This is a genomic window from Pseudomonadales bacterium (assembly GCA_024234435.1).
Classification (GTDB): Bacteria; Pseudomonadota; Gammaproteobacteria; order Pseudomonadales; family Porticoccaceae; genus JACKOF01.
Genome location: JACKOF010000002.1, coordinates 480,390 through 500,488, shown reverse-complemented (window position 1 = coordinate 500,488; position 20,099 = coordinate 480,390). Strand labels below are relative to the sequence as shown.

Sequence of the window (20,099 nt, the reverse complement as noted above, 5' to 3'; positions counted from 1 at the left end):
CCCAACCTTCCCACTATTCCAAATTCTGTTACCCTTCAAAGCCCGCCTCATAACTGCGGCTGGCCACTCCCGATGGTTGCCACCACCTTAATATTCTTGTCTGCCGGGATCTCTTCATAAGCAAGAATATAGAGACTCTCCATCCTGCCTCCCAACAGCCTCGACAGGAACCGGCGAATACCACTCGCCACCAGTAACACCGGCGCTTTAGCCTCAGCCTCTATCTTTGCCGAGGCCTGCACAATCTGATTGATCACACTCTCAATCAGGGATGGCTCCAAGCCGCCAGGCACTCCCTGTATAGCACTTTGCAAGATCTGTTCCAATTGTGAGTCTAGCGTCATAACAGACATCTCACCCCCGACACCATTGACTGTCTGGAAGATTACCCGCCCAAGCGCGATCCTCACCTGACTGGTCAAAGTGTCAGTATCCTGACTCTTCGCACCATGCTCCGCCAAAGCTTCGGCTATTGTTCGGACATCGCGGATGGGAATACCTTCCTCCAGAAGATTTTGCATAACCTTGGTTACCTCACCCAGACCCAGCAGCTTGGGCACCAGATTCTCCACCAGCTTGGGTGACGACTGGGCAAGTTTGTCCAGCAACTGCTGCACAGCGTCCTGACCAATCAGCTCGTGGGCATAGTTTTTAATGAGCTGACTGAGATGGGTGGCGACCACCGTACCGCAATCCACCACGGTGTAGCCCATAGCCTGAGCATCGTCACGCTGAGAAGTATCGACCCAGACGGCATCAAGACCAAATGTCGGATCCTTGGTTGCCACGCCATCCAGCTGACCATGAACTTGTCCAGGATTAATGGCCAGCTCCTTGCCGGGAAAAACTTCTCCCTGACCAACCGCAACATCATGAAAGCTGATGCGGTATTCATTCGGCGACAGATCGAGGTTATCCCGGATGTGAACGGAATGAATCAGAAAACCCAATTCCTGAGACAGCTTTTTGCGGACCCCCTTGATCCGGCCCAGCAATTCACCACCCTGTTTCTTGTCCACCAGCGATATCAACCGGTAACCGACTTCCAGTCCAATCTCATCAACCGGAGTGACATCATCCCAGCTCAAATCTTTTGGTTCCGCAGGCCGTTCTGTCGGCTCCGGCTCAACCGGCAATAACTCAACCTGTTGTTTCTGGTGCTGAAGATACCCCAGAGCACACATTGCCGCCGCCAGGGTAAGAAACACCAAATTCGGCATTCCAGGCACCAATCCCATAATGCCAATCAATCCTCCCGCAATAAACAACACCCTGGGATTGCTAAACAGCTGTGTGATCACAGCATCTCCCATATTCTGGGAGCCTGATACTCGTGTCACAATAATCGCAGCCGCCGTTGACAGCAGCAGCGATGGAATCTGCGCCACCAGGCCATCACCTATCGTCAACAACACATAGTTGTGAGCTGCCTCGCCTGCACTCAGGTTGTGCTGCAACACCCCAACCGAAAAACCGCCAATGATATTAATGAACAGAATCAGGATCCCGGCGACGGCATCACCGCGCACGAACTTACTGGCACCATCCATCGCGCCATAAAAATCAGACTCTCTGGAAACATCATCGCGACGCCGCAACGCTTCTTCCTGAGTAATCAGGCCCGCATTAAGATCCGCATCAATGGCCATCTGCTTGCCGGGCATGGCATCCAGAGTAAAACGTGCAGTTACTTCCGAAATACGGCCAGCACCCTTGGTCACCACCACAAAATTGATAATCACCAGAATCGCAAATACCACGATTCCAACGGTGTAACTGCCGCCAACCACAAATTCACCGAACGCCTGAATCACTCGCCCTGCCGCACCCGTACCCCCATGACCCTCAAGCAGAACTACCCGGGTACTGGCCACGTTCAGCGCCAGGCGGAGCAATGTTGCAATCAGCAACACCGTTGGAAACATTGCAAAATCCAGAGGGCGATCTGAATACACTGACGCCAATAACACGATCATTGCCAGAGCGATATTGAAGGTGAACATTAAATCCAGTGCAAAAGGCGGCAGCGGCAGCACCATCATGATCAACATCAGGAACATCAGCACAGGGGTGCCCATTCCCGAGAGAACGGAAAAATTAAACCCTCCCGGAGCTGTCGTACTGTCCGCAGCTGGATTGTTAGCCATCTATTTCACACTCCACAACATGTTCACTTACTCTCGATCCTCGTCGGTCTTTCATCCCTAAAGATCCCGATACTCTTCTGGTACTTCTATGTCATTTGGTCTCTGCGTATAGGTAGAACTGCTAGCCGTACGCAACTGGTACACGTACGCCAGCACCTTGGCGACGGCGACATAAAGATTCTGCGGAATTTCATCACCAATCTCGGTGGTGGCATAAAGTGCTCGGGCCAGCGGCGGTGCAGAAAAAATTGCCACATCATGCTCGTTTGCCAAGGTGCGGATTTTCAATGCCACCAAATCTCGCCCTTTGGCCACCACCTTCGGGGCAGCTCCCGGCACATCATCATATTTGAGCGCCACCGAAAAGTGCGTCGGGTTGGTAATCACCACATCGGCCGTAGGCACCGCATCCATCATCCGACGCTGAGACATTTCCCGCTGCAATGTGCGAATACGACCCTTCACCTCTGGCCGCCCCTCTGTTTCTTTCATCTCGTCCTTGACTTCCTGCTTGGTCATTTTCAGTTGCCGGTTGTGATTCCAGATTTCAAACGGCACATCAAATATCACAATAAAAATCATGGCCGCACTGATGACCAACAGACTCCAAACCAAAAACCGGCTGGCTTCCGTAAAAGCCTGCAATGCAGGCAAGCCACCCAGCTGAAGAATTTTTTCACTGGAAAGACTGAACAGTATTGCGGCAGCTGTACTCAGCAGCAGAAACTTGAACAACGCCTTAAACAGCTCCAGCAGCCCCTTGGCAGAAAAAACCCGTTTGATGCCTTTCAGAGGGCTTAGTTTCTCCAGTTTGAACGCCATTGCTGAAGGGCTGAATGACCAACCACCCATTGCCAGAGGGCCGGCAAACGCAGCGACGATCATGACCCCAAAAAATGGCAACAGAATCAGCAGGGATGACAGCAATACGCTGACAAGGCGTACCGCAACTATCTCTTTGTCGTAGGCCAGAGGGCGCTCAAAGCTCAACACCGACTGAAACAGCTCACCGAATTCAGCGGCCATCGAGCCGCCCATAATCACCAGCCCTAAAGCGCCAATAACCAGTGACAGCATGGTGTTTAGCTCGCGTGACCGGGGAACCTGGCCCTTCTTGCGGGATTCCTTTTTCCGCCGTTCGGTAGGCTGTTCGGTGCGTTCTAATGAACTCTGATTTTCTGCCATAACAGTTCTCTAGGGCCTGTTAAATTTTTCATGTCCGGAAACGGTTTTCACCGAAACATATCCAGAGCCTGCAACAATCCCGCATCAAACATCTCGGTTAGCAAATCAAGCGTGGTTGGCAAGGACAACAAAATGAACAAAAACCCGGCCATAATGGTGACCGGAAAACCCACTGCAAAAATATTCAACTGGGGAGCAGCACGTGTAATCACCCCAAACGCGACATTGATCAGCAGCACCGCCGTCAATGCCGGGATTGCCAGTAACAGGGCATTCATGAACATCTGGCTTCCCCAGATCACTACATTCCATGCAAAACCGTTATCCCAACCGGCAAAACCTACTGGCAACAAGGTAAAGCTCTGCACCAGCAACTCTATAAGAATCAGGTGAGCGTCCAGCGCCAGAAAAATCAATGTCGCCAGAATCACATAAAACTGACTCAAAACCGGTACCTGAACACCATTTTGCGGATCAACCGACATGGCAAAACCCAGCCCCATGGTCATGGCCAACGACTGCCCGGCGATCACCACAGCACCGAAAATCATTTGCACAACAAACCCCATCGCCAGACCAATAACAATTTGTTGCCCGGATATGAGTATTCCTTCCGGACCAAAGGGGTCAATGTCAGGAAATGCTGGCAATGACGGCGCAACCAGAGCTGTGACCAGCACCGCCAGTAAAATACGACCCCGTACAGGGAAAGAAGAAGCGCTGAACACCGGCGATGCCAGAAGCATTGCCGACAACCTCAAAAACGGCCAGTAATAGCCTTCAATCCAGCCAACCAGTTGCTGCGCAGTAAACATCTGTCAGCTACCTCAGAATTCCCGGAATATCATTGAACAATTGCAACGTAAACTCGGTGAGCATGCGCAGCATCCAGGGGCCCGCAATCAACAGCGCAAACACCAGAATAATCAACTTCGGAATAAAACTCAGCGTCATTTCCTGAATTTGCGTAGCCGCCTGAAATACACCAACCAGCAAGCCGACAGCAAGCGCAGACAGTAACAGCGGCGCGGCCAGCAACGCTGTCAGATAGAGCGCTTCTCGACCAATATCCAATACAGCTTCAGGTGTCATTTATTTACCTCCGGCAACGGCAACTCTGTTAACTGAAAGGCCCCAATTGAGCGGGTAACGTCAGGTGACGAAACTCGCCGCAAGAGTGCCAACAATTAATGACCAGCCATCGATCAGCACAAACAGCATGATTTTGAACGGTAGCGAGATCAACATGGGAGACAGCATCATCATACCCATCGACATCAGCACACTGGCTACCACCAAATCGATCACCAGAAAGGGGATAAACACCAGAAAGCCAATCTGAAAAGCGGTTTTTAGCTCACTGGTCAGGAATGAAGGTAACAACACCTTCATCGGCACATCATCTTCACTCTGAAAGCCGTCGTAACCACCGAGCTCGGCGAACATCATCAGGTCTGCTTCACGGGTTTGTCCAAGCATAAACTCCCTGAACGGCAACTTGGCGTGCTCAAACGCCTCGTTAAACTCCATGGTTTCATCCATGTAAGGCTTTAATCCCGAGTCGTAGGCCTTCTCCAGTACCGGCGCCATAATGAAGAGACTGAGGAATAGCGCCAACCCCAAAAGAATCTGATTCGAAGGCGTTTGGGCGGTGCCCAGTGCCTGTCGCAAAATAGCCAGCACCACCAATACTCTGGTGAATGACGTCATGGTAATGAGCGCTGCGGGCAGCAGGCTCAAGAGTGTCATCAGCAACAGAATCTGAATACTGGCCGAATAACTGCTGCCACCATTGCCATCCGGCTGCACGGTCAGAAGGGGGATACTTGCATCGGCAAGTGCAAACTCAGGCATCAGCAATAGTATTGCCAGCCAAAAACCGCAACCAAGAAACTTCACTGAGGATCACCATCTGCTTTCTTTGACTTACCCAGTAGCGAAGCAAAATCAATCCCGGATTTAACTCCGCCCGGTAAGGCAGCAGGGTCTGCCACCCCCTCAATGGGCTTTTCAAAAGTGTGCAGCGTACTGATTCCGCCCGGCGCCACACCAATTAAAAGTTGCTGCTCACCCGCCTGTACCAATATCATTTTTTCGCGCGAACCAAGACGGACCGAGCCAAGCACGCGGATCGTTGCTTTCGAGCCGGACGGCAGCCCGTTAATTTTTCTCAACAAAAACAGCAGCCCGAACACCAGCCCCAGGACCAGCAGCAGAGAGCCAAAAACCTGAAAGAAATAGCCTGCACTCAACAAGTCTTTTGAAGCAACTGCTTCTGCACCATACACACTGGGGAAAACGAGCAGCAGAGCAGGCAACAATAAGAATATTGCTGCCACACGGTTCATTGCCGCCCTGTTTCTCATCACTTCAGCTTCTTCAATCGCTCAGAGGGGCTGACAATATCGATCAACCTCAAACCAAACTGTCCGTCAACCACTACCACCTCTCCGCGGGCAATAAGAGTACCGTTCACCATCAGATCCAGAGGCTCGCTAACCTCCCGGTCAAGCTCCACCACAGAGCCCTGGTTCAGGCTGATCAACTGTTTTATTGGCAGCTTGCTGCGACCAATCTCCACCGAAAGCGTCACCGGCACATCCATCAGAGCCTCCAGGTTAATCTCCCCCGAAGTACCTGCCTTTGGCGTATTCGGTTGCTGCTCAAACTCCGGCAACGGTTCAGGCTGCTTGACGGACTCGTCACCAGACTCAACTACACCTTCCAAATCTTCACTCATTCCCGTCTCCGTAAACTTATGGCTGGCTATCAGAACTGAAAACTTCTTTTATCCGGATAGCTTTATGCCCATTCGCAACACCATACTCACCACTTGAAAAAGGCTGCCCATCAATGCACACAGCAACATCTGATGGCGGTTTTAGTGGCACGATAGAACCCATTTGAAAAGCGAGCACATCACCCAGGCTTGCCTGCCTTGAGGCAAACAAACCGCTCACTTCAATATCAACGCCGAGCAATTCGTTCCGAAAATAATTTTCCCAGCTTTTATCACTCTGCCTCGGCGATGGTTTTTTGGCCGGATCACCCAGCTTGCCGCGCAGGGGCTCAAGTGCGGAATAAGGCACCACCCAGTCAATAGCACCCTTCCACTCAAGCACACGAATCTCAAACTGGAATTGCATCGCCATCTCACCCAGCGGCAAAGGCGGTAAAAACTCCGGATTGACCTCAAAGGCCTCCAGCTCACAGGACAAGACTATCTTTTCCTTCCATGCCTCAACCAGCGTTGACATGAATTTGTCCAGCAAAACATCACTGATACGTTTTTCCGTCGGCGTCAGATTTTCTCTGGCCGCCATAGCCGTATTTGAGCCAGGCGCACCGCCGAAGTACTGATCAACAAAAAATGACAGCAACTCGCCGGGCAGAACAACCAGCGTACTACCATTAAACGGTTTGATTTTCACAACGTTGATGGCTGACGGCTCAGGAATAGCGGCAAGCACTTCGGAAATCTTCCGCAATTTAATATCGGCAACAGCCACCTCGGAGGTCATTTTGAACAGGGAATACAAACCACCCTCGAGAGCTTGCGAGTGCTTTTCATTAATGGTTCTCAGAGCAGGCATCTGCGCCAACAGTGCCTGCTCACGAGTACTGAAATCAAACGGCTGACAGGAGCGACCATCACCAATATCCTCCAGAGGCACATCGCCACCGGATACGCTATCCATCAGCGCATCCAACTCTCCCTCTGATAACACATCTTTAGTCGCCATTATCTGTAGTCACCCACTTGTTACTGCATCACGAAGGCGGTAAAGAAAACATCATCCACCTTGGCATCACCCTTTAATCTAACCACTTTCTGAATATTGTTTTTAACTTGCGCCCGGAGCTTTTCCTTGCCTTCCACTGTGCGCAGCTCATCAAAATCCTGCGAGCCAAACAACATAATCAGGCTGTTCCTCACAGCAGGCATATTCGCCTCCACTTTATCGATCACATCCTGATGGTAAGACATGATTTGCAGCTCCATCTGTACATAGCGGACTTTACCGTCATATTCGTAGTTAACGACAAAAGCGGGCGCCAGAGGAAAGTAGATTGGGTCAAGGTCTTGCTCGACCACCACCTTCTCAACAACCTCTTCTGGCTCGGCATCATCACCACCACTCATCAGGAAAAATGCGGCTCCAGCGCCTATTAACAAAGCGGCCACAACCAGGATAATGATTTTTTTCTTTCCACCCTTGGCCTCTGGAGCTACTTCTTCTTCACCGTTTTCTGGCATGTCTTTCCCCAAGTTCAATTCATCTGCTGCCATAGTCCCTCCTAGTAACGACTGTTTAATGACAGCAGGGATTATTCACTTTGGCTAAAGCAAAAGCCATACCAAGAAATAAGTCTTTATTTATCAATTAGTTGGAAGACATAAAAAACAGTGAGTCAGAGTTTTGACACCAGCAAGACAGCGGGCACTTCAATAACCATCGTCATTTTCAGCCAGCAGCAGAGAAAAGCCTGTAAACCAGGCGCGAGAAGACGATAACAGCAGGGGTCCGAAAGCAGCGGTTAGTGGTCGATACCACTCGACGCCAGCTGAAAAATTAGCGGGCGCCTGTTCAAGGTATCCGATACAAAACCGCTAGATATAATAATCAACGAGGCTGTCTGACACACGCAAAGACAGACCAACCGATTTGGATTCACCGGACTCTTCAAGCTCGGCCAGCGTATTCCGGGTTGTAAAAGCGTCATTGGCACCGTTGTTTTTGTGCCGGGACTGTGAATGATCCGCAACCTCGCTGTGGGCCAGCTGAAGTCCGGCCTGATCAAGCATCTCCCTGAGCCTCGGCATGGCCTGCTCAATAGCCTCTCTGGCTGTAGCATTCTGCACCGTAAACAGCATCTTTGTTTGATCTCCGTCTGTTGTTATCTTGATATCCAGACGACCAAGATCCGGCGGCGTTAATTGCAGGCTTGCTTCCTGAACGCCTTGCCTGACAAAGAAAGTAACCTGGCCTGAAAACTCATTACCCCAGCTATGATGAGCAACTGGCGTGGGCAGCGCACCCGTTATCGGTATTTTACCTCCAGCCGCAGGGTCAACCGTCATTTGCAATGGCAACGCACCCGAAACAACACTGGCAGACTGTACCGCTTGACCAGAAACTGGCTTCGACTGTGCACCACCTGCCTCAACCATCAATTGCTGATCGCTGGAGACCGCCTTATTCAACGCCAGCGCCTGTTGAAAATTACGTAATTGCTCCCCGATTTCTGGCTGAGGCAACGCTGCCTCAGCTTCTGCTAAAACCGTCTTAGCACCATCGCGCAGTGACTGCACGCTGCCGTTAGCCGACAAGCGCACCTGCCCGGTTAACGTTGAGACTGCTGAGGTCGTGGTTGTCATGGCAGCTGCCGTTGCCACAGGCTCCGTCTGCCGTGCAGTTTCACTAACCACAAAGCCTTTTGCCCGAAGAAAATCTTCACGGAGAGACTCCTCCCCGTCTGCTGCCAAGTCAGGCGCAACACCGGCCCCCGCCACAGCAGGCACTGCAACAGATTCGGGCAAAGCAAATACCGTCTGTTCAGCCAAACCCATCTGCTCGGGTGTGGTTTCCTGAGCCGTCAACTGCTCCGCCACCAACTGCTCCACCCCGTCAGGAGATCGTGTCGTTGATTCAGGCTCGGCGGACTCATCACCTGGCAAGTTATTACCGGCCGACTGCAAAACATTGCCGTCATCCGGAGTTTCGGCAACTGTTTGCTGCCGGGCATCGCCCGTGTTTGTGGCTGTCGATTGCTGGTTCAGAACATCCCCGAATTTCTCACCGGAAGCCGAAACACCCGATTCTGCAGAGCTTTCCGAGCTTGGGGAACTCCTTAAACGGACACCCGAAGATTCTATTGAGGTGCTGCTAACCGTTAACATCAAACTATACCCTCCAGGGTTACGTTAGACTTCTGTCTCACCTGAAGAAAATAGCAATATATATGCCAAAAGGACGTTTAAGGTGTCACTGAGGGAAATAAAACCAGGGGGCCGATCAGGAATGAAGCTGCCGGGCCAGAGTCTCTTCATCTGCCGTTTTCTGCTCGGCTTTATTTTGTGCCTCGATTTGCAGACGGCGGTGTTGCTCAACAAGGTGATCAAATGCTGACGTCCGTTTAGCTTCTTCTTTCCATTGCTCTCGGGCTTCTTCAAGATTTTCTTCTGCTTTCTGGACATCCTGCAATTGTTGACTAATCGCCTGATTGAGCTTGCTGAGAAACAGCCGATAATCTTGCAATTGCCGGGCAGCAATCCCGTGTTGTCCCATCGAACCCAGCCGATCCTCATACTCCTGCTTGAACTGCAACAACTGATCAAGCTGCTGCTGCTTCTGAAGATGCCCCTGCTGATTGAGTTGCAGCTCGCGAGCAGATTTTTGTTCAACCGTTTTGGCGTAAGTCGCCGCCTTGCCAATTTTCCCGCCATCCACTAGTCAGCCCTCCCTGATTTCATTTCGGAAAGATTTTTCATGGAAAACAAGGCTTGCAGACTGCTTTGCATATCCACTTTGGCGGATTCGTGCTGGCCGAGGAAGCTGCGGATACGCGGCGCTGCCTTTATTGCACGATCAATTGTCTCATCCGTTCCCTGCTGGTAGGCGCCAATATTAATCAAATCCCGGTTCTGCTGGTACGCCGAATAAAGGTGTTTAACCTGACGAGCCGCACCAAGCTGATCATCGCTGACAATATTTGTCATTGAGCGGCTGACAGAAGCGTCAATATCAATAGCGGGAAACAAGCCTGAATCTGCCACCTGTCGTGATAACACAATATGGCCATCGAGAATGGCTCTGGAGGCATCCGCAACAGGGTCGTTGTGGTCATCGCCTTCCACCAGCACGGTATAGACTGCCGTTATCGAACCCTGCTGGCCATGGCCGTTTCCGGCCCGCTCAACCAGAGCTGGCAACATTGAAAACGCCGACGGCGGATAACCTTTTGACACGGGTGGCTCACCCACGGCCAGGCCAATTTCCCGCTGCGCCTGTGCAACCCGGGTGAGGGAATCCATTAGTAACAGAACATCTTTCCCGCGATTGCGGAAATACTCGGCAATCGCGGTCGCGCGCCAGGCACCATGGACACGCATCAAAGGCGAATCATCCGCTGGCGTTGCCACAACAATAGCTCTGGCCAACCCATCAGCACCCAGAGTCTGATCAACAAAGTCGCGGACTTCTCGCCCACGCTCACCTATCAACCCCACCACAATAACATCTGCTGAGGTATGCCGGGTCATCATCCCCAGCAAGGTACTTTTACCGACACCGCTGCCGGCAAACAGGCCCATTCGCTGGCCCTTGCCCATCGTCAGCAGACTATTAATAGCGCGCACGCCAACATCCAGCGGTTCGGAAATAGGGCTGCGATGCAATGGATTGATTGGCTCGCCTTTAAGAGGAACATGATGCATGCATTTCAGCACCTTGCCACCATCAATAGGGTTGCCCGCACCATCCACAACCCGGCCGAGCAATTGCTCGTCAACGGCGACCGCACCCCCGGTGGTAATGGGCACAACTCTGGCACCAATTCTGACACCACTTAGATTGCCTTCAGGCATCAGAAACAGGCTGCCACCGGCAAAGCCCACCACTTCAGCCTCAATGGCGTGACCGGCATCGGCTATCACTCTGCAACGACTGCCAATCGGTGCCTGACAACCGGCTGCTTCGAGTTTAATCCCCACCATGCGCACCAAGGAGCCTTCTTCCTGCAAAAGCGGCGGCCTGATTTCTTTCGATACACTGGCAAGATGTTGCGCCAGAAAGGAAGAGCGCTGAGCCTGCGTATCTTGAAGGACACTCATCTTTAATAATCCAGCTGTTCTTCGCTGGCCTCCAATAAAGTACTGAACACCACCTCCATCTGTTTTTCGACTGAAGCATCGATATAGGACAGTGGTGTTTTCACCCGACACCCACCGGGAAGCATCTCGACATCTTCTACCAGTTTCCAGGATTTACCTTCCAGAGATTCCACCAGTAACTCGCGAACCATAGCAACATCCGCCGGGTTCAGGTAAATCTGGATATCTCCGCTCAAATCAGAAAGCGTTTTCAGCGCCTCATCCACAACAGCGGTAACGGTTCCCGAGTCAATACTCAGCTCTCTACGCACAACCTGACCGGCGATCAACGTAGCAACCTGCACCAGCTCACTGGCAACCTGCTGATCAATCCCCCGAAACGGCTGTGCCATCTCTTCTATTATCCGGGTCATGCGTTTGACCAGTTTTTCCGCCTCCAAACGCCCTGCCTCCAGCCCTTCCCATTTACCCAGTTGGAAACCACGGGCATGAGCCAGTTTCTCCAGCTCTTCAGGGTCGGGCCTGGCCTCACTTGCCTGCGGGTCAAAGAAAGGCGCTTGCCAGCGCTCCACAACCGGCCCCTCCTGCACAGCAGTTTCGTCAGCAGGTGTAGCCCCGGAAACGCTGTGCTCAGACAAAATCACCGCCTCCTTTACCGAGGAAAATTTCGCCTTCATCCGACAGCCTGGCTGCAATTGTCAAAATCTCTTTTTGTGCGGCCTCCACTTCAGAAAGTTTTACCGGGCCTTTCGACTCCAGGTCTTCCTTCAGCATCTCAGCAGCACGGGAGGACATATTTTTGAAAAACTTGTTCTGCAGCTGCGGGTCGACGCCTTTCAGTGCAATCACCAGACTATCGACAGCAATTTCACGAATAAGTCGCTGAAAACCTCTGTCGTCCAACGCGTTGAGGTTATCAAAGACAAACATCAGTTCCTGAATTTTTTCACCCAGCTCGCTGTCAGCCAACTTCATCGCCTCCAGCAAGTCCGCCTCCTGCTCAGAGTCAAGATGGTTGAGTATCGCAGCTGCCGAACTCATACCATCCACCCGCGCTGGCGGCACATCCTGCGTCATACCCAACTGCTTTTCCAGTACCTGATCCAGCTCGTGGAGTGCGGCCGGATCAATCATGTCCAGCTTGGCAATTCTCAAAACCACGTTGGTCCGCAAACTTTCAGGCAACATGGACAGCACCTGTGCTGCATGATCATCATCAAGAGACGTCAGAACAATAGCAATAATTTGTGGGTGTTCATTCTTGATAAGGTTCGCCACCGCCCGAGCATCCATCCATTTAAGTGCGTCGAGCCCATTTCCACTGCTGCCTTGCATCACTTTGTTGAGCATGGTTCTAGCCCGGTTTTCACCCAACGCCTGCACCATGACCCGCTTGGTAAAATCACTGGCGCCAATACCAATAGGGTTAACCTGGCTGACCTTCTCGGAAAATTCACGAACCACGGCACTGATCTGCTCATCGGAAATGTCCGAGAGCTTGGCCATCGCCTCACCAACACGCTGTACTTCCTTCGGCGCCATATGGCGCATAATGGACGCAGCGCCCTCCTCCCCCACACCCAGAAGGAAAATTGCGGCCCGCTGAGAACCAGATAAATCAGAAACTGCATCAACCATCACTTGCCACCCAACTCTTCACTACGTGCGCCACTCTCTCCGGCTCCCCGCTAACCATTGAACGGGCCATCGACAACTGTTGCTGGTAACCTTGTGCACCACCTCCTCCCGGCAACCCCGGAGCCTGCTGACCACTAAGTGTCACCTGATCACCCTCCATGGACGCACCAGCCATCGCCTGCGGGGGTGCATAGCCCGCCATACCTGGTTGAGCAGCGGGAGGCGCCAGGTTACGAGCGGCGGGCGGCGGCGCAGAGGAAGCCTGCATCAACGGCTTCAGTACCGTAAAGATCACTAAAATCACGGCAATACCTGACAGCAGAATTTTGGCAGCCCTCCACACCCATTCCTGTTCCAGTAACGAAGGCTCTGGCATTGGCTCCAGTTCAGGTGCAGCCACAAAGGAAGCGTTAACCACATTCACACGATCACCTCGCTCCTCATCAAAACCCACGGCTTCCTTGACCAGAGAAGTAATTTCCGCCATCTGTGTCTCTGACAAGGGTTGCCGAACGGCATCGCCCTGATCGTCAACCCCCGCACGATAATCTACAACAACGGCAACTGACAACCGACTTAACGTACCCGGCATTTCCTTGATATGACTGATAGTTTTATCCATCTCATAATTGCGAACTTCGCGTTTGCTGGAACGGCTGGGCTGTTGAGCTGCTTTATCAGTATCCGCCAGATCAGTTGTCAGTACGGCATCTTCCGGCGGCTGATTGCTCAACGTTCCCGGAATGCCCTCTGCTCGTCTCGTGGCCGAGGTTTCTTCCATCAGCTCCTCACTGCGAACACGAGTATCAGGCTCAAAGATCTCACTGGTTCTCTCAACCCGGCGAAAGTCCATCTCTGCTGCCACCTGCGCATTCACTGCACCAACACCAACAATAGGTGTCAGAATTTCAGTGATTCTGTCTGCATAACTCTGCTCAAGCTGACGGGCGAAACGGAATTGTTCTTTGGTATAGGCAAATTCATCATCACCGCCCTGTGACGAGAGCAGGCGACCCCGGTTATCGAGCACGGAAACCTGCTCTGCCTCCAGTCCCGGCACACTGAATGCCACAAGGTGTATCACGCCAGCCAGTTGCCGCTCGGTCAGCTCCCGCCCCGCAACCAGATTCAATAGCACGGATGCGGCAGGCTGGTTCTTTTTGCGCACGAACGCGGATTGCTTCGGCAATGCCAGGTGAACGCGCGCAGAGCGAACACTCTCAATGGAGGCGATTGAGTTGGACAGTTCCCGCTCGAGAGCGCGATCAAAACGCGCCTTTTCCATGAAGCTACTAACACCCATTTCCTGTTCTTTATAAAGCATGTCAAAGCCGGAACCATCATTTTCAGGCAAGCCTTCACTGGCCAGTTTCAACCTGACCTCGTGGACGCGATCAGCGGGAACGCTCACTAATCCCGAGCGGCTGTCCACCTTGTATTGCACACCGGATCGCTCAAGAGCATTAATGATTTCAGCGGAAGCCGCTGGCGACAAATCCCCATACAACGGAGAGTAGTCTGGCTCAATGGCCCATTGCACAAGCCCCATAGCCAACGCAATACTGGCAGCGAGACCAAGCAGCAAGCCGAGCTGACGGGTTGCCGGCTGCCGACTGAGGCTATTGAAACGGTTAAGCAGATTTTGAGAGTTCTCGGCCATAATTATCTTCTTTCAGCGATTCGGTTAAGCGCCCTTGTGGATGCCCCCTATACCTGCATATTCATTACTTCCTGATAGGCACTGAGCAGTTTGTTGCGGACCTGCGTCATAGCCTGAAAGGAAATGCTGGCTTTTTGAAGTGCCACCATCACTTCCGGCAGCTCAACACTGGCATCACCGGACTCAAATGCTGTTGCCATATCCTTGGCCTGATGTTGAGCGTCATTAACTTTGTCTATCGACTCTTTCATCAGCGCTGCGAAATCGGTTTTTTCACTGCCGGCCACTTCACCAGCCGGGCCCGTGTTACTCGCCGCCGCAGCCATAACTCGCATCTGCGCCAACACCTGATTAATATCCATACTGCTCATGATTTCCACCTTATTTTGGATATGGCCATTAGCTGGCCGCCGGAATTGTGACACCCTGCTCTTTCAGTCTAGCCAATTTATAGCGCAACGTACGCGGACTGATACCAAGCCGGTCTGCGGCATCCTTACGGCAGCCATCAACTGCCTTTAGTGCATCGACTATTATCTGCCTTTCGCGCGCCTTTAAATCCCCATCCAGCATCGCACCACTCTGAATTTTGGTATCGGTCACACCCATTGACACCGCACTCGAATCAGCATTCATGCCACCTGACAGCGAGTCTTCAAAGAAAATATCAGACTCGCCAATCTGGTTACCACCAGCCAGAATAGTCGCCCGCTGCATGCAGTTATCCAGCTCTCTGACATTCCCTTTCCACTGATGAGCCAGTAATTTTTCTTCCGCCTGCCTGGAGAACACAGGCACCTGCCCCTCCGCATGCCGCTGCAAAAAGGAGCGCGCCAACGGCAGAATATCCTTTGGCCGCTGCCGAAGCGCAGGCAAGTGGATGGGAAAGACATTCAACCTGTAATACAGGTCTTCACGGAAGCGACCCGCCGCCACCTCTTCTGCCAAATTGCGGTTAGTGGTGGCCAGCACCCGGACATCCAAAGGAATCAGCACGTTACCACCCAGCCTTTCAACCTCTTTCTCCTGCAGTACCCGAAGCAGCTTGGCCTGAAGACCGAGGTCCATTTCCGAAATCTCATCGAGCAGCAGGGTGCCACCGTTCGCCTGTTCAAACTTGCCAGCGCGAGACTGATGGGCGCCGGTATAGGCGCCCTTTTCATAACCAAATAGCATGGATTCAAGCATGGATTCGGGAATGGCCGCACAATTGATGGCCAGAAAAGGCCGTTCTGCGCGATCCGAATGCTGGTGAATATAACGGGCAATCACCTCCTTACCTGTTCCTGATTCACCACTGATTAATACCGACGCACTGGTATTTGCTACACGGCGAGCCAATTCACAAACACTCAACATGCTGGGGTCTTCTGCCAGCATGCCCGCAGCGCCAGAGCAGCCAGAACTACTGGCGGCATCCAGGCGACTGACCATTTCCAGCAACACCTCCGCCTGAAATGGCTTTAGCAGGTAATCGGTTGCGCCCTCTCTCATAGCCTCTACCGCCTTTTCAATGCTGCCGTGGGCCGTCACCATGACAAAAGGCATTTCAGGGCGTCTCGACTTCACTTCCCGCAGCAGCGTATGACCATCCATGACATCCATCTGCACATCGCTAATCACCATATCCACAGATTCACGCTCAAGGCTTTTTAGCGCCTCCACCCCATTGCAGGCAGATACCACCTGATAACCACCATATTGAATCGTGTCACACAGTGCTTCACGCAATGTTTGATCATCCTCTACCACCAACACCTTGGCTGCCTCAGTCATCGTGTCCGACCTCCAGATTACATTCGGCGCCCAATTCAGGCAGACCTTCTACCTCGACAGAAACCGATTTTGCTATTGGTAAATTAATCAGAAATTCTGCTCCGCCTGCCGGACGGTTCTGCACCGATATTTCTCCGCCATGATGGCTGATGGTTCTGGCAACAACTGCCAGCCCCAGACCATTACCCTGCGCCCGGGTGGTAAAAAACGGATCGAATACCCGATCCAGAATATCCTCGCTGATTCCGGGACCATTATCCCGAACCTGGATCTGCAACCAATCATCGTTCAAAGCTCCCACCCACAGCTCCAGAAAAATACCACCCTCTGCAGCCTCCAGAGCATTCATTGCCAGATTACTCAGCGCTCCCACAAGCTCGTCCTGATCGCCAGAAATCATCAGGGTGTTATCAACAGCGGGAACCAGAATCTGTGAACCGGCAGCCTCGACCTGAGGCCTCACAGTGAGCTCAAAACTTTGCAGCACCTGATTCAGGTATATCGTCTCTGTGGTTGGAGTTTCGCCCCGAACGAAGCTCAGCATGCTATCGATCAAGCTGCCCATATGCCCCAGACGATCGCCAACTTTAACGGCAATCTCCTCGCGCCTTTCGGCAGGCAAATCGTGACGACTTAGCTGGGAGAGATACAGAGTTGCTGAACTCAGTGGTGTGCGAATCTGGTGTGCCAGCCGGGCAGCCATCTCGCCCAGCGCAGTCAAGCGTTTTTTACGACCCAACTGCTCCTGCAGCTGATGAATCTCGGAGACATCAGTAACCAATACAACGTGATCACCGGAGTTGTCCAGCTGACGACTCACCACAGAAATACACTTGCCGCTATTCAGCCTTAATTCTTTATCTTTCAAGGCACGACCACTGGCGACGCGATCGATCACCTGACTCCAGTGCTCACCTATCAGAGGGCCACCCAGCAGCTCCAGCGCCTCAGGGTTTACATCGCGAATATTTTGCCGGGCATCGACTATCAACACACCACCGGGCAAAACTGCAATTAATGAAGATAGACGATGGGCAAGACGCTCTTTTTCAGCCAGCTCCTTAAGACGACCGGTGCGCGCCTGAACCAACTCGCGAGTCAGGCCTTCAACCTTGCCTTCAAGCTCTCGGTACGATGTGTCCAGCTCGTGTGATACCCGAGTAAATACCTCAAACGCCTGCTCAAGCTGATTCGCCGACAAGGGTTGTGCCTGACTCATTACTCTCTCCGGATAATTGCTCTTATCGATCAACAATCATCTCGAAGCAATAAGCATGCCTAAAATAAAACGCTTTAAAATCAGTCGGATAAAAAAACAGTGAAATGCAAAGTCAAAATTCCGGCATTCCCTCCGGGCGGGAAATTTCAAATTTTCGCATTTTTTCTACCAACGTTGTTCGCTGTAGATTGAGAAGTTTTGCGGCCCGCGCAACTACCCAGTCAGACTGTTCCAGCGCCTGCTCCATCAGACTGCGCTCAATGCCCGCAAGGTGTGTTTTAAGATCAAGTCCCGCGAGGGGAAGCATACTTGGCACCTGTTGCGAAAAATCGCTATCGCCTGACTGCGTAAACGGAAGCTCTGCCTGCTCCGCAACCCAGTCTTTATTCGGACGCAGCTTTTCTGGCAAATCATTCCAGCCAACTTCTTTATCCGGAAACAGAATGACAAGCCGCTCGATCAGATTGAAAAGCTCACGGACATTACCAGGCCAGTAATACTGACAGAGACCCGCCATCGCTGCCTCACTCAACCGCAGCGTGCCACGCTTTTCCAGCTCCATGCGATTGACCAGAGACTTCACCAGTAAGGGTATATCTTCGAGACGCTCTCTCAACGCCGGCACTTCTATCGGAAACACATTCAGGCGGTAATATAAATCCGCACGGAAGCGGCCCTCCGCTACCAGTTGCTCCAGATTTTGATGCGTAGCGGCAACAATACGCACATCGGCCTGAATGGACTTGTTACTGCCCACCCGCTCAAAGCTTTTTTCCTGAAGAACACGCAGCAGTTTAACCTGCATATTCATTGGCATATCACCTATCTCATCAAGAAACAGTGTTCCGCCTTCGGCGATTTCAAACCGCCCCTGGCGGGAAGTGATCGCTCCCGTGAAAGAGCCTTTTTCATGGCCAAACAATTCGGACTCGAGCAGTTCTGCCGGAATCGCTCCACAGTTTACCGGCACAAAGGGTTTGTCCTTGCGGTGGGACAAATAGTGCACATTGCTGGCAACCAACTCCTTGCCCGTGCCCGATTCACCGGTGATCAGTACCGAGGCCTCCGTACCTGCCACCTGATTAACCAGCTCGCCGACATAGCGGATATCCCGGCTGGTTCCAACCAGCCGATGAGCCAGCTTTGCGACCAACTTATTCTTGGGTCGTCGTTTTGACTGTGAAATAAGCTGCGCTTCATGCATGGTTCCCAACAGGGTTTTATAAGTCATGGGCACCGTCAGAACATCCTGCACTTCCTGATTGAGACTTGTCGGTATTGTTTCCCCCTCTTTTTTCAGGAAATAACAGGCGCAACTGATATCCTGCTCGGCAAGCGTCTCAACGGCGATATTGAGCAGAGAAAGGGAAGATTCCGAACAGGCCAACACCACTAGCGGGCGCAATTCAGCGGTTAGTGCGGATATCAACGCATCTTTGTCTGATACCACCCGCGGCTTGAATTCAAGAAACTCAACCAATGAAACCAGTTGCTCCGCTCGCTCATTGACAACATCTATAATGACAACCGGATTTACAGCGTCTGGCATTGCGGACTTTTCCTTTTTTTATAATGGCTACTTCTCATCACACGACAGCCCCGATTTTTCAGAGGTCGGTTATGTGGTGAATGCGACTAATTCGGGGCTAACCCCAGTGATGCCCCGGCAGTGTACTCTGATTGTCGGCACAGGTTCTGAATATGTCAAGATTCTGACACTTCAGCATTCCAGAAAACCAAAACACCGCTGCAGCGCCACTTTTTTGAACAGGCTCGGGATTTTATCGTATTTCTTTGAAGGGAGCAGAAAAACCTTTCTGCTTTCGATTGCGCTGCGGCGCCTGCCCGGGCAAACCTGCCACCCGGTACACAGAACAGGTTATTTGTAACGTTGGTTACCGATATCCTGATAACTGCTGGCTGCAAGCTGCTGGCGGGAAAGTGTCCGCCCCTGATCCAGCACCGAATCACGGGCAACTTTCAGTTTGGACATTAACTCTTCGTTGAGGTGAAGTAGTGCTGCAATAGCTTCCGCAACCAGCACCGAATCAATTGCCTGTAAAGCCTGGCTGAAGCAGATCGCCAAATCATCCCGACGTTCAACTTCCAGGCGGGCGACGACATCCCACTCACCCGCGTCAGCATGATTGAGCATCGTCTTGGTCAGCGACAGCACGTTTGCCAGCCGCCGACAATGGTCGACATGGCCCGCCGTATCCTGTCTTTGTGCCACCGCAACACTCATAGGGACGCCTTCCGGATGTCATGGGGAATAGATTCCCAGCCCGCTTTAAGCTCTTTCAACAAGGAGCTGACCTCATCCAGTATGGCAACATCCGACTTCACATTCGCTTCCAGAAGGCGGCGCTCAATGTAATCGTAAAGGGAACCCAGGTTGGCCGCAATTTCGCCACCTTTCTCATAATCAAGACTGGCCCGAATGCCGTCAACAATGGCAATGGCACTGCCCAGCAACTCCCCTTTTCTCCCCGCCTCATTACGGGCTATAGAACCCTTGGCAGATGACACCCTGTCCAGCGCGCCATCAAAAAGCATGGCAACCATTTGATGCGGCGTAGCATCTGTAATGCCACTTTGAACACTAATGCTCTGGTACTGACTTAATGCTGCCTGATTCAT

Annotated in this window: 21 protein-coding genes; all 21 read right to left on the bottom strand. The window is 52.1% G+C overall.

Going from position 1 to position 20,099, the window contains the following annotated elements; translation table 11 throughout:
* Nucleotides 1–47: 47 nt before the first annotated feature.
* The 21 genes from flhA to fliS all read right to left on the bottom strand — a co-directional run bounded on the left by flhA (nt 48) and on the right by fliS (nt 20,099).
* Nucleotides 48–2,147, bottom strand: coding sequence for a flagellar biosynthesis protein FlhA (gene flhA, locus H7A02_12320; GenBank protein ID MCP5173040.1), 2,100 nt, complete (start codon nt 2,145–2,147; stop codon nt 48–50).
* A gap of 57 nt (nt 2,148–2,204) precedes the next feature.
* Entirely contained in the window at nt 2,205–3,332 is a 1,128-nt protein-coding gene (flhB, locus tag H7A02_12315) for a flagellar biosynthesis protein FlhB (protein MCP5173039.1), read from the bottom strand.
* Between the two features lie 47 nt (nt 3,333–3,379).
* Complete coding sequence (gene fliR, locus H7A02_12310; GenBank protein MCP5173038.1) at nt 3,380–4,147, bottom strand: flagellar biosynthetic protein FliR; 768 nt, start codon at nt 4,145–4,147, stop codon at nt 3,380–3,382.
* 7 nt (nt 4,148–4,154) lie between these two features.
* Nucleotides 4,155–4,424, bottom strand: a complete 270-nt coding sequence (gene fliQ / locus H7A02_12305) for a flagellar biosynthesis protein FliQ (protein MCP5173037.1) — start codon at nt 4,422–4,424, stop codon at nt 4,155–4,157.
* Between the two features lie 60 nt (nt 4,425–4,484).
* Nucleotides 4,485–5,186, bottom strand: coding sequence for a flagellar type III secretion system pore protein FliP (gene fliP / locus H7A02_12300; GenBank protein ID MCP5173036.1), 702 nt, complete (start codon nt 5,184–5,186; stop codon nt 4,485–4,487).
* Nucleotides 5,187–5,227: 41 nt separating this feature from the next.
* Nucleotides 5,228–5,701 carry a flagellar biosynthetic protein FliO gene (gene fliO, locus H7A02_12295; GenBank protein ID MCP5173035.1) on the bottom strand — a complete coding sequence of 158 codons (474 nt, stop codon included), beginning with the start codon at nt 5,699–5,701 and terminating at the stop codon, nt 5,228–5,230.
* Nucleotides 5,698–6,072 (bottom strand): flagellar motor switch protein FliN, encoded by a 375-nt coding sequence (fliN, locus tag H7A02_12290; protein MCP5173034.1) that lies wholly within the window; start codon nt 6,070–6,072, stop codon nt 5,698–5,700. The genes fliO and fliN overlap by 4 nt, the downstream gene beginning before the upstream one ends.
* 16 nt (nt 6,073–6,088) lie before the next feature.
* The gene (locus tag H7A02_12285) at nt 6,089–7,075 is read right to left on the bottom strand and encodes a FliM/FliN family flagellar motor switch protein (GenBank protein MCP5173033.1); all 987 of its coding nucleotides are present in this window, start codon (nt 7,073–7,075) and stop codon (nt 6,089–6,091) included.
* Between the two features lie 20 nt (nt 7,076–7,095).
* Nucleotides 7,096–7,623 carry a flagellar basal body-associated FliL family protein gene (locus tag H7A02_12280; GenBank protein MCP5173032.1) on the bottom strand — a complete coding sequence of 176 codons (528 nt, stop codon included), beginning with the start codon at nt 7,621–7,623 and terminating at the stop codon, nt 7,096–7,098.
* A gap of 321 nt (nt 7,624–7,944) precedes the next feature.
* A complete protein-coding gene (locus H7A02_12275) occupies nt 7,945–9,234 on the bottom strand; it encodes a flagellar hook-length control protein FliK (GenBank protein MCP5173031.1) in 1,290 nt (429 codons plus the stop codon).
* Between the two features lie 115 nt (nt 9,235–9,349).
* A complete protein-coding gene (gene fliJ / locus H7A02_12270) occupies nt 9,350–9,784 on the bottom strand; it encodes a flagellar export protein FliJ (GenBank protein ID MCP5173030.1) in 435 nt (144 codons plus the stop codon).
* Entirely contained in the window at nt 9,784–11,166 is a 1,383-nt protein-coding gene (gene fliI / locus H7A02_12265; protein MCP5173029.1) for a flagellar protein export ATPase FliI, read from the bottom strand. The genes fliJ and fliI overlap by 1 nt, the downstream gene beginning before the upstream one ends.
* A gap of 2 nt (nt 11,167–11,168) precedes the next feature.
* Entirely contained in the window at nt 11,169–11,804 is a 636-nt protein-coding gene (locus tag H7A02_12260) for a hypothetical protein (GenBank protein MCP5173028.1), read from the bottom strand.
* Nucleotides 11,797–12,804 carry a flagellar motor switch protein FliG gene (gene fliG, locus H7A02_12255; GenBank protein MCP5173027.1) on the bottom strand — a complete coding sequence of 336 codons (1,008 nt, stop codon included), beginning with the start codon at nt 12,802–12,804 and terminating at the stop codon, nt 11,797–11,799. The genes H7A02_12260 and fliG overlap by 8 nt, the downstream gene beginning before the upstream one ends.
* Nucleotides 12,797–14,464, bottom strand: coding sequence for a flagellar M-ring protein FliF (gene fliF, locus H7A02_12250; protein ID MCP5173026.1), 1,668 nt, complete (start codon nt 14,462–14,464; stop codon nt 12,797–12,799). The genes fliG and fliF overlap by 8 nt, the downstream gene beginning before the upstream one ends.
* A gap of 47 nt (nt 14,465–14,511) precedes the next feature.
* Nucleotides 14,512–14,835 (bottom strand): flagellar hook-basal body complex protein FliE, encoded by a 324-nt coding sequence (fliE, locus tag H7A02_12245; protein MCP5173025.1) that lies wholly within the window; start codon nt 14,833–14,835, stop codon nt 14,512–14,514.
* A gap of 28 nt (nt 14,836–14,863) precedes the next feature.
* The gene (locus tag H7A02_12240) at nt 14,864–16,240 is read right to left on the bottom strand and encodes a sigma-54-dependent Fis family transcriptional regulator (protein MCP5173024.1); all 1,377 of its coding nucleotides are present in this window, start codon (nt 16,238–16,240) and stop codon (nt 14,864–14,866) included.
* Nucleotides 16,233–17,459, bottom strand: coding sequence for a PAS domain-containing protein (locus H7A02_12235; GenBank protein MCP5173023.1), 1,227 nt, complete (start codon nt 17,457–17,459; stop codon nt 16,233–16,235). The genes H7A02_12240 and H7A02_12235 overlap by 8 nt, the downstream gene beginning before the upstream one ends.
* Before the next feature lie 112 nt (nt 17,460–17,571).
* Nucleotides 17,572–19,008: a sigma-54-dependent Fis family transcriptional regulator gene (locus H7A02_12230; GenBank protein MCP5173022.1), complete on the bottom strand. Its 1,437-nt coding sequence runs from the start codon at nt 19,006–19,008 to the stop codon at nt 17,572–17,574.
* A gap of 330 nt (nt 19,009–19,338) precedes the next feature.
* Nucleotides 19,339–19,704: a flagellar protein FliT gene (locus H7A02_12225; protein ID MCP5173021.1), complete on the bottom strand. Its 366-nt coding sequence runs from the start codon at nt 19,702–19,704 to the stop codon at nt 19,339–19,341.
* A complete protein-coding gene (gene fliS, locus H7A02_12220) occupies nt 19,701–20,099 on the bottom strand; it encodes a flagellar export chaperone FliS (GenBank protein ID MCP5173020.1) in 399 nt (132 codons plus the stop codon). Before fliS ends, H7A02_12225 begins: the two co-directional genes overlap by 4 nt.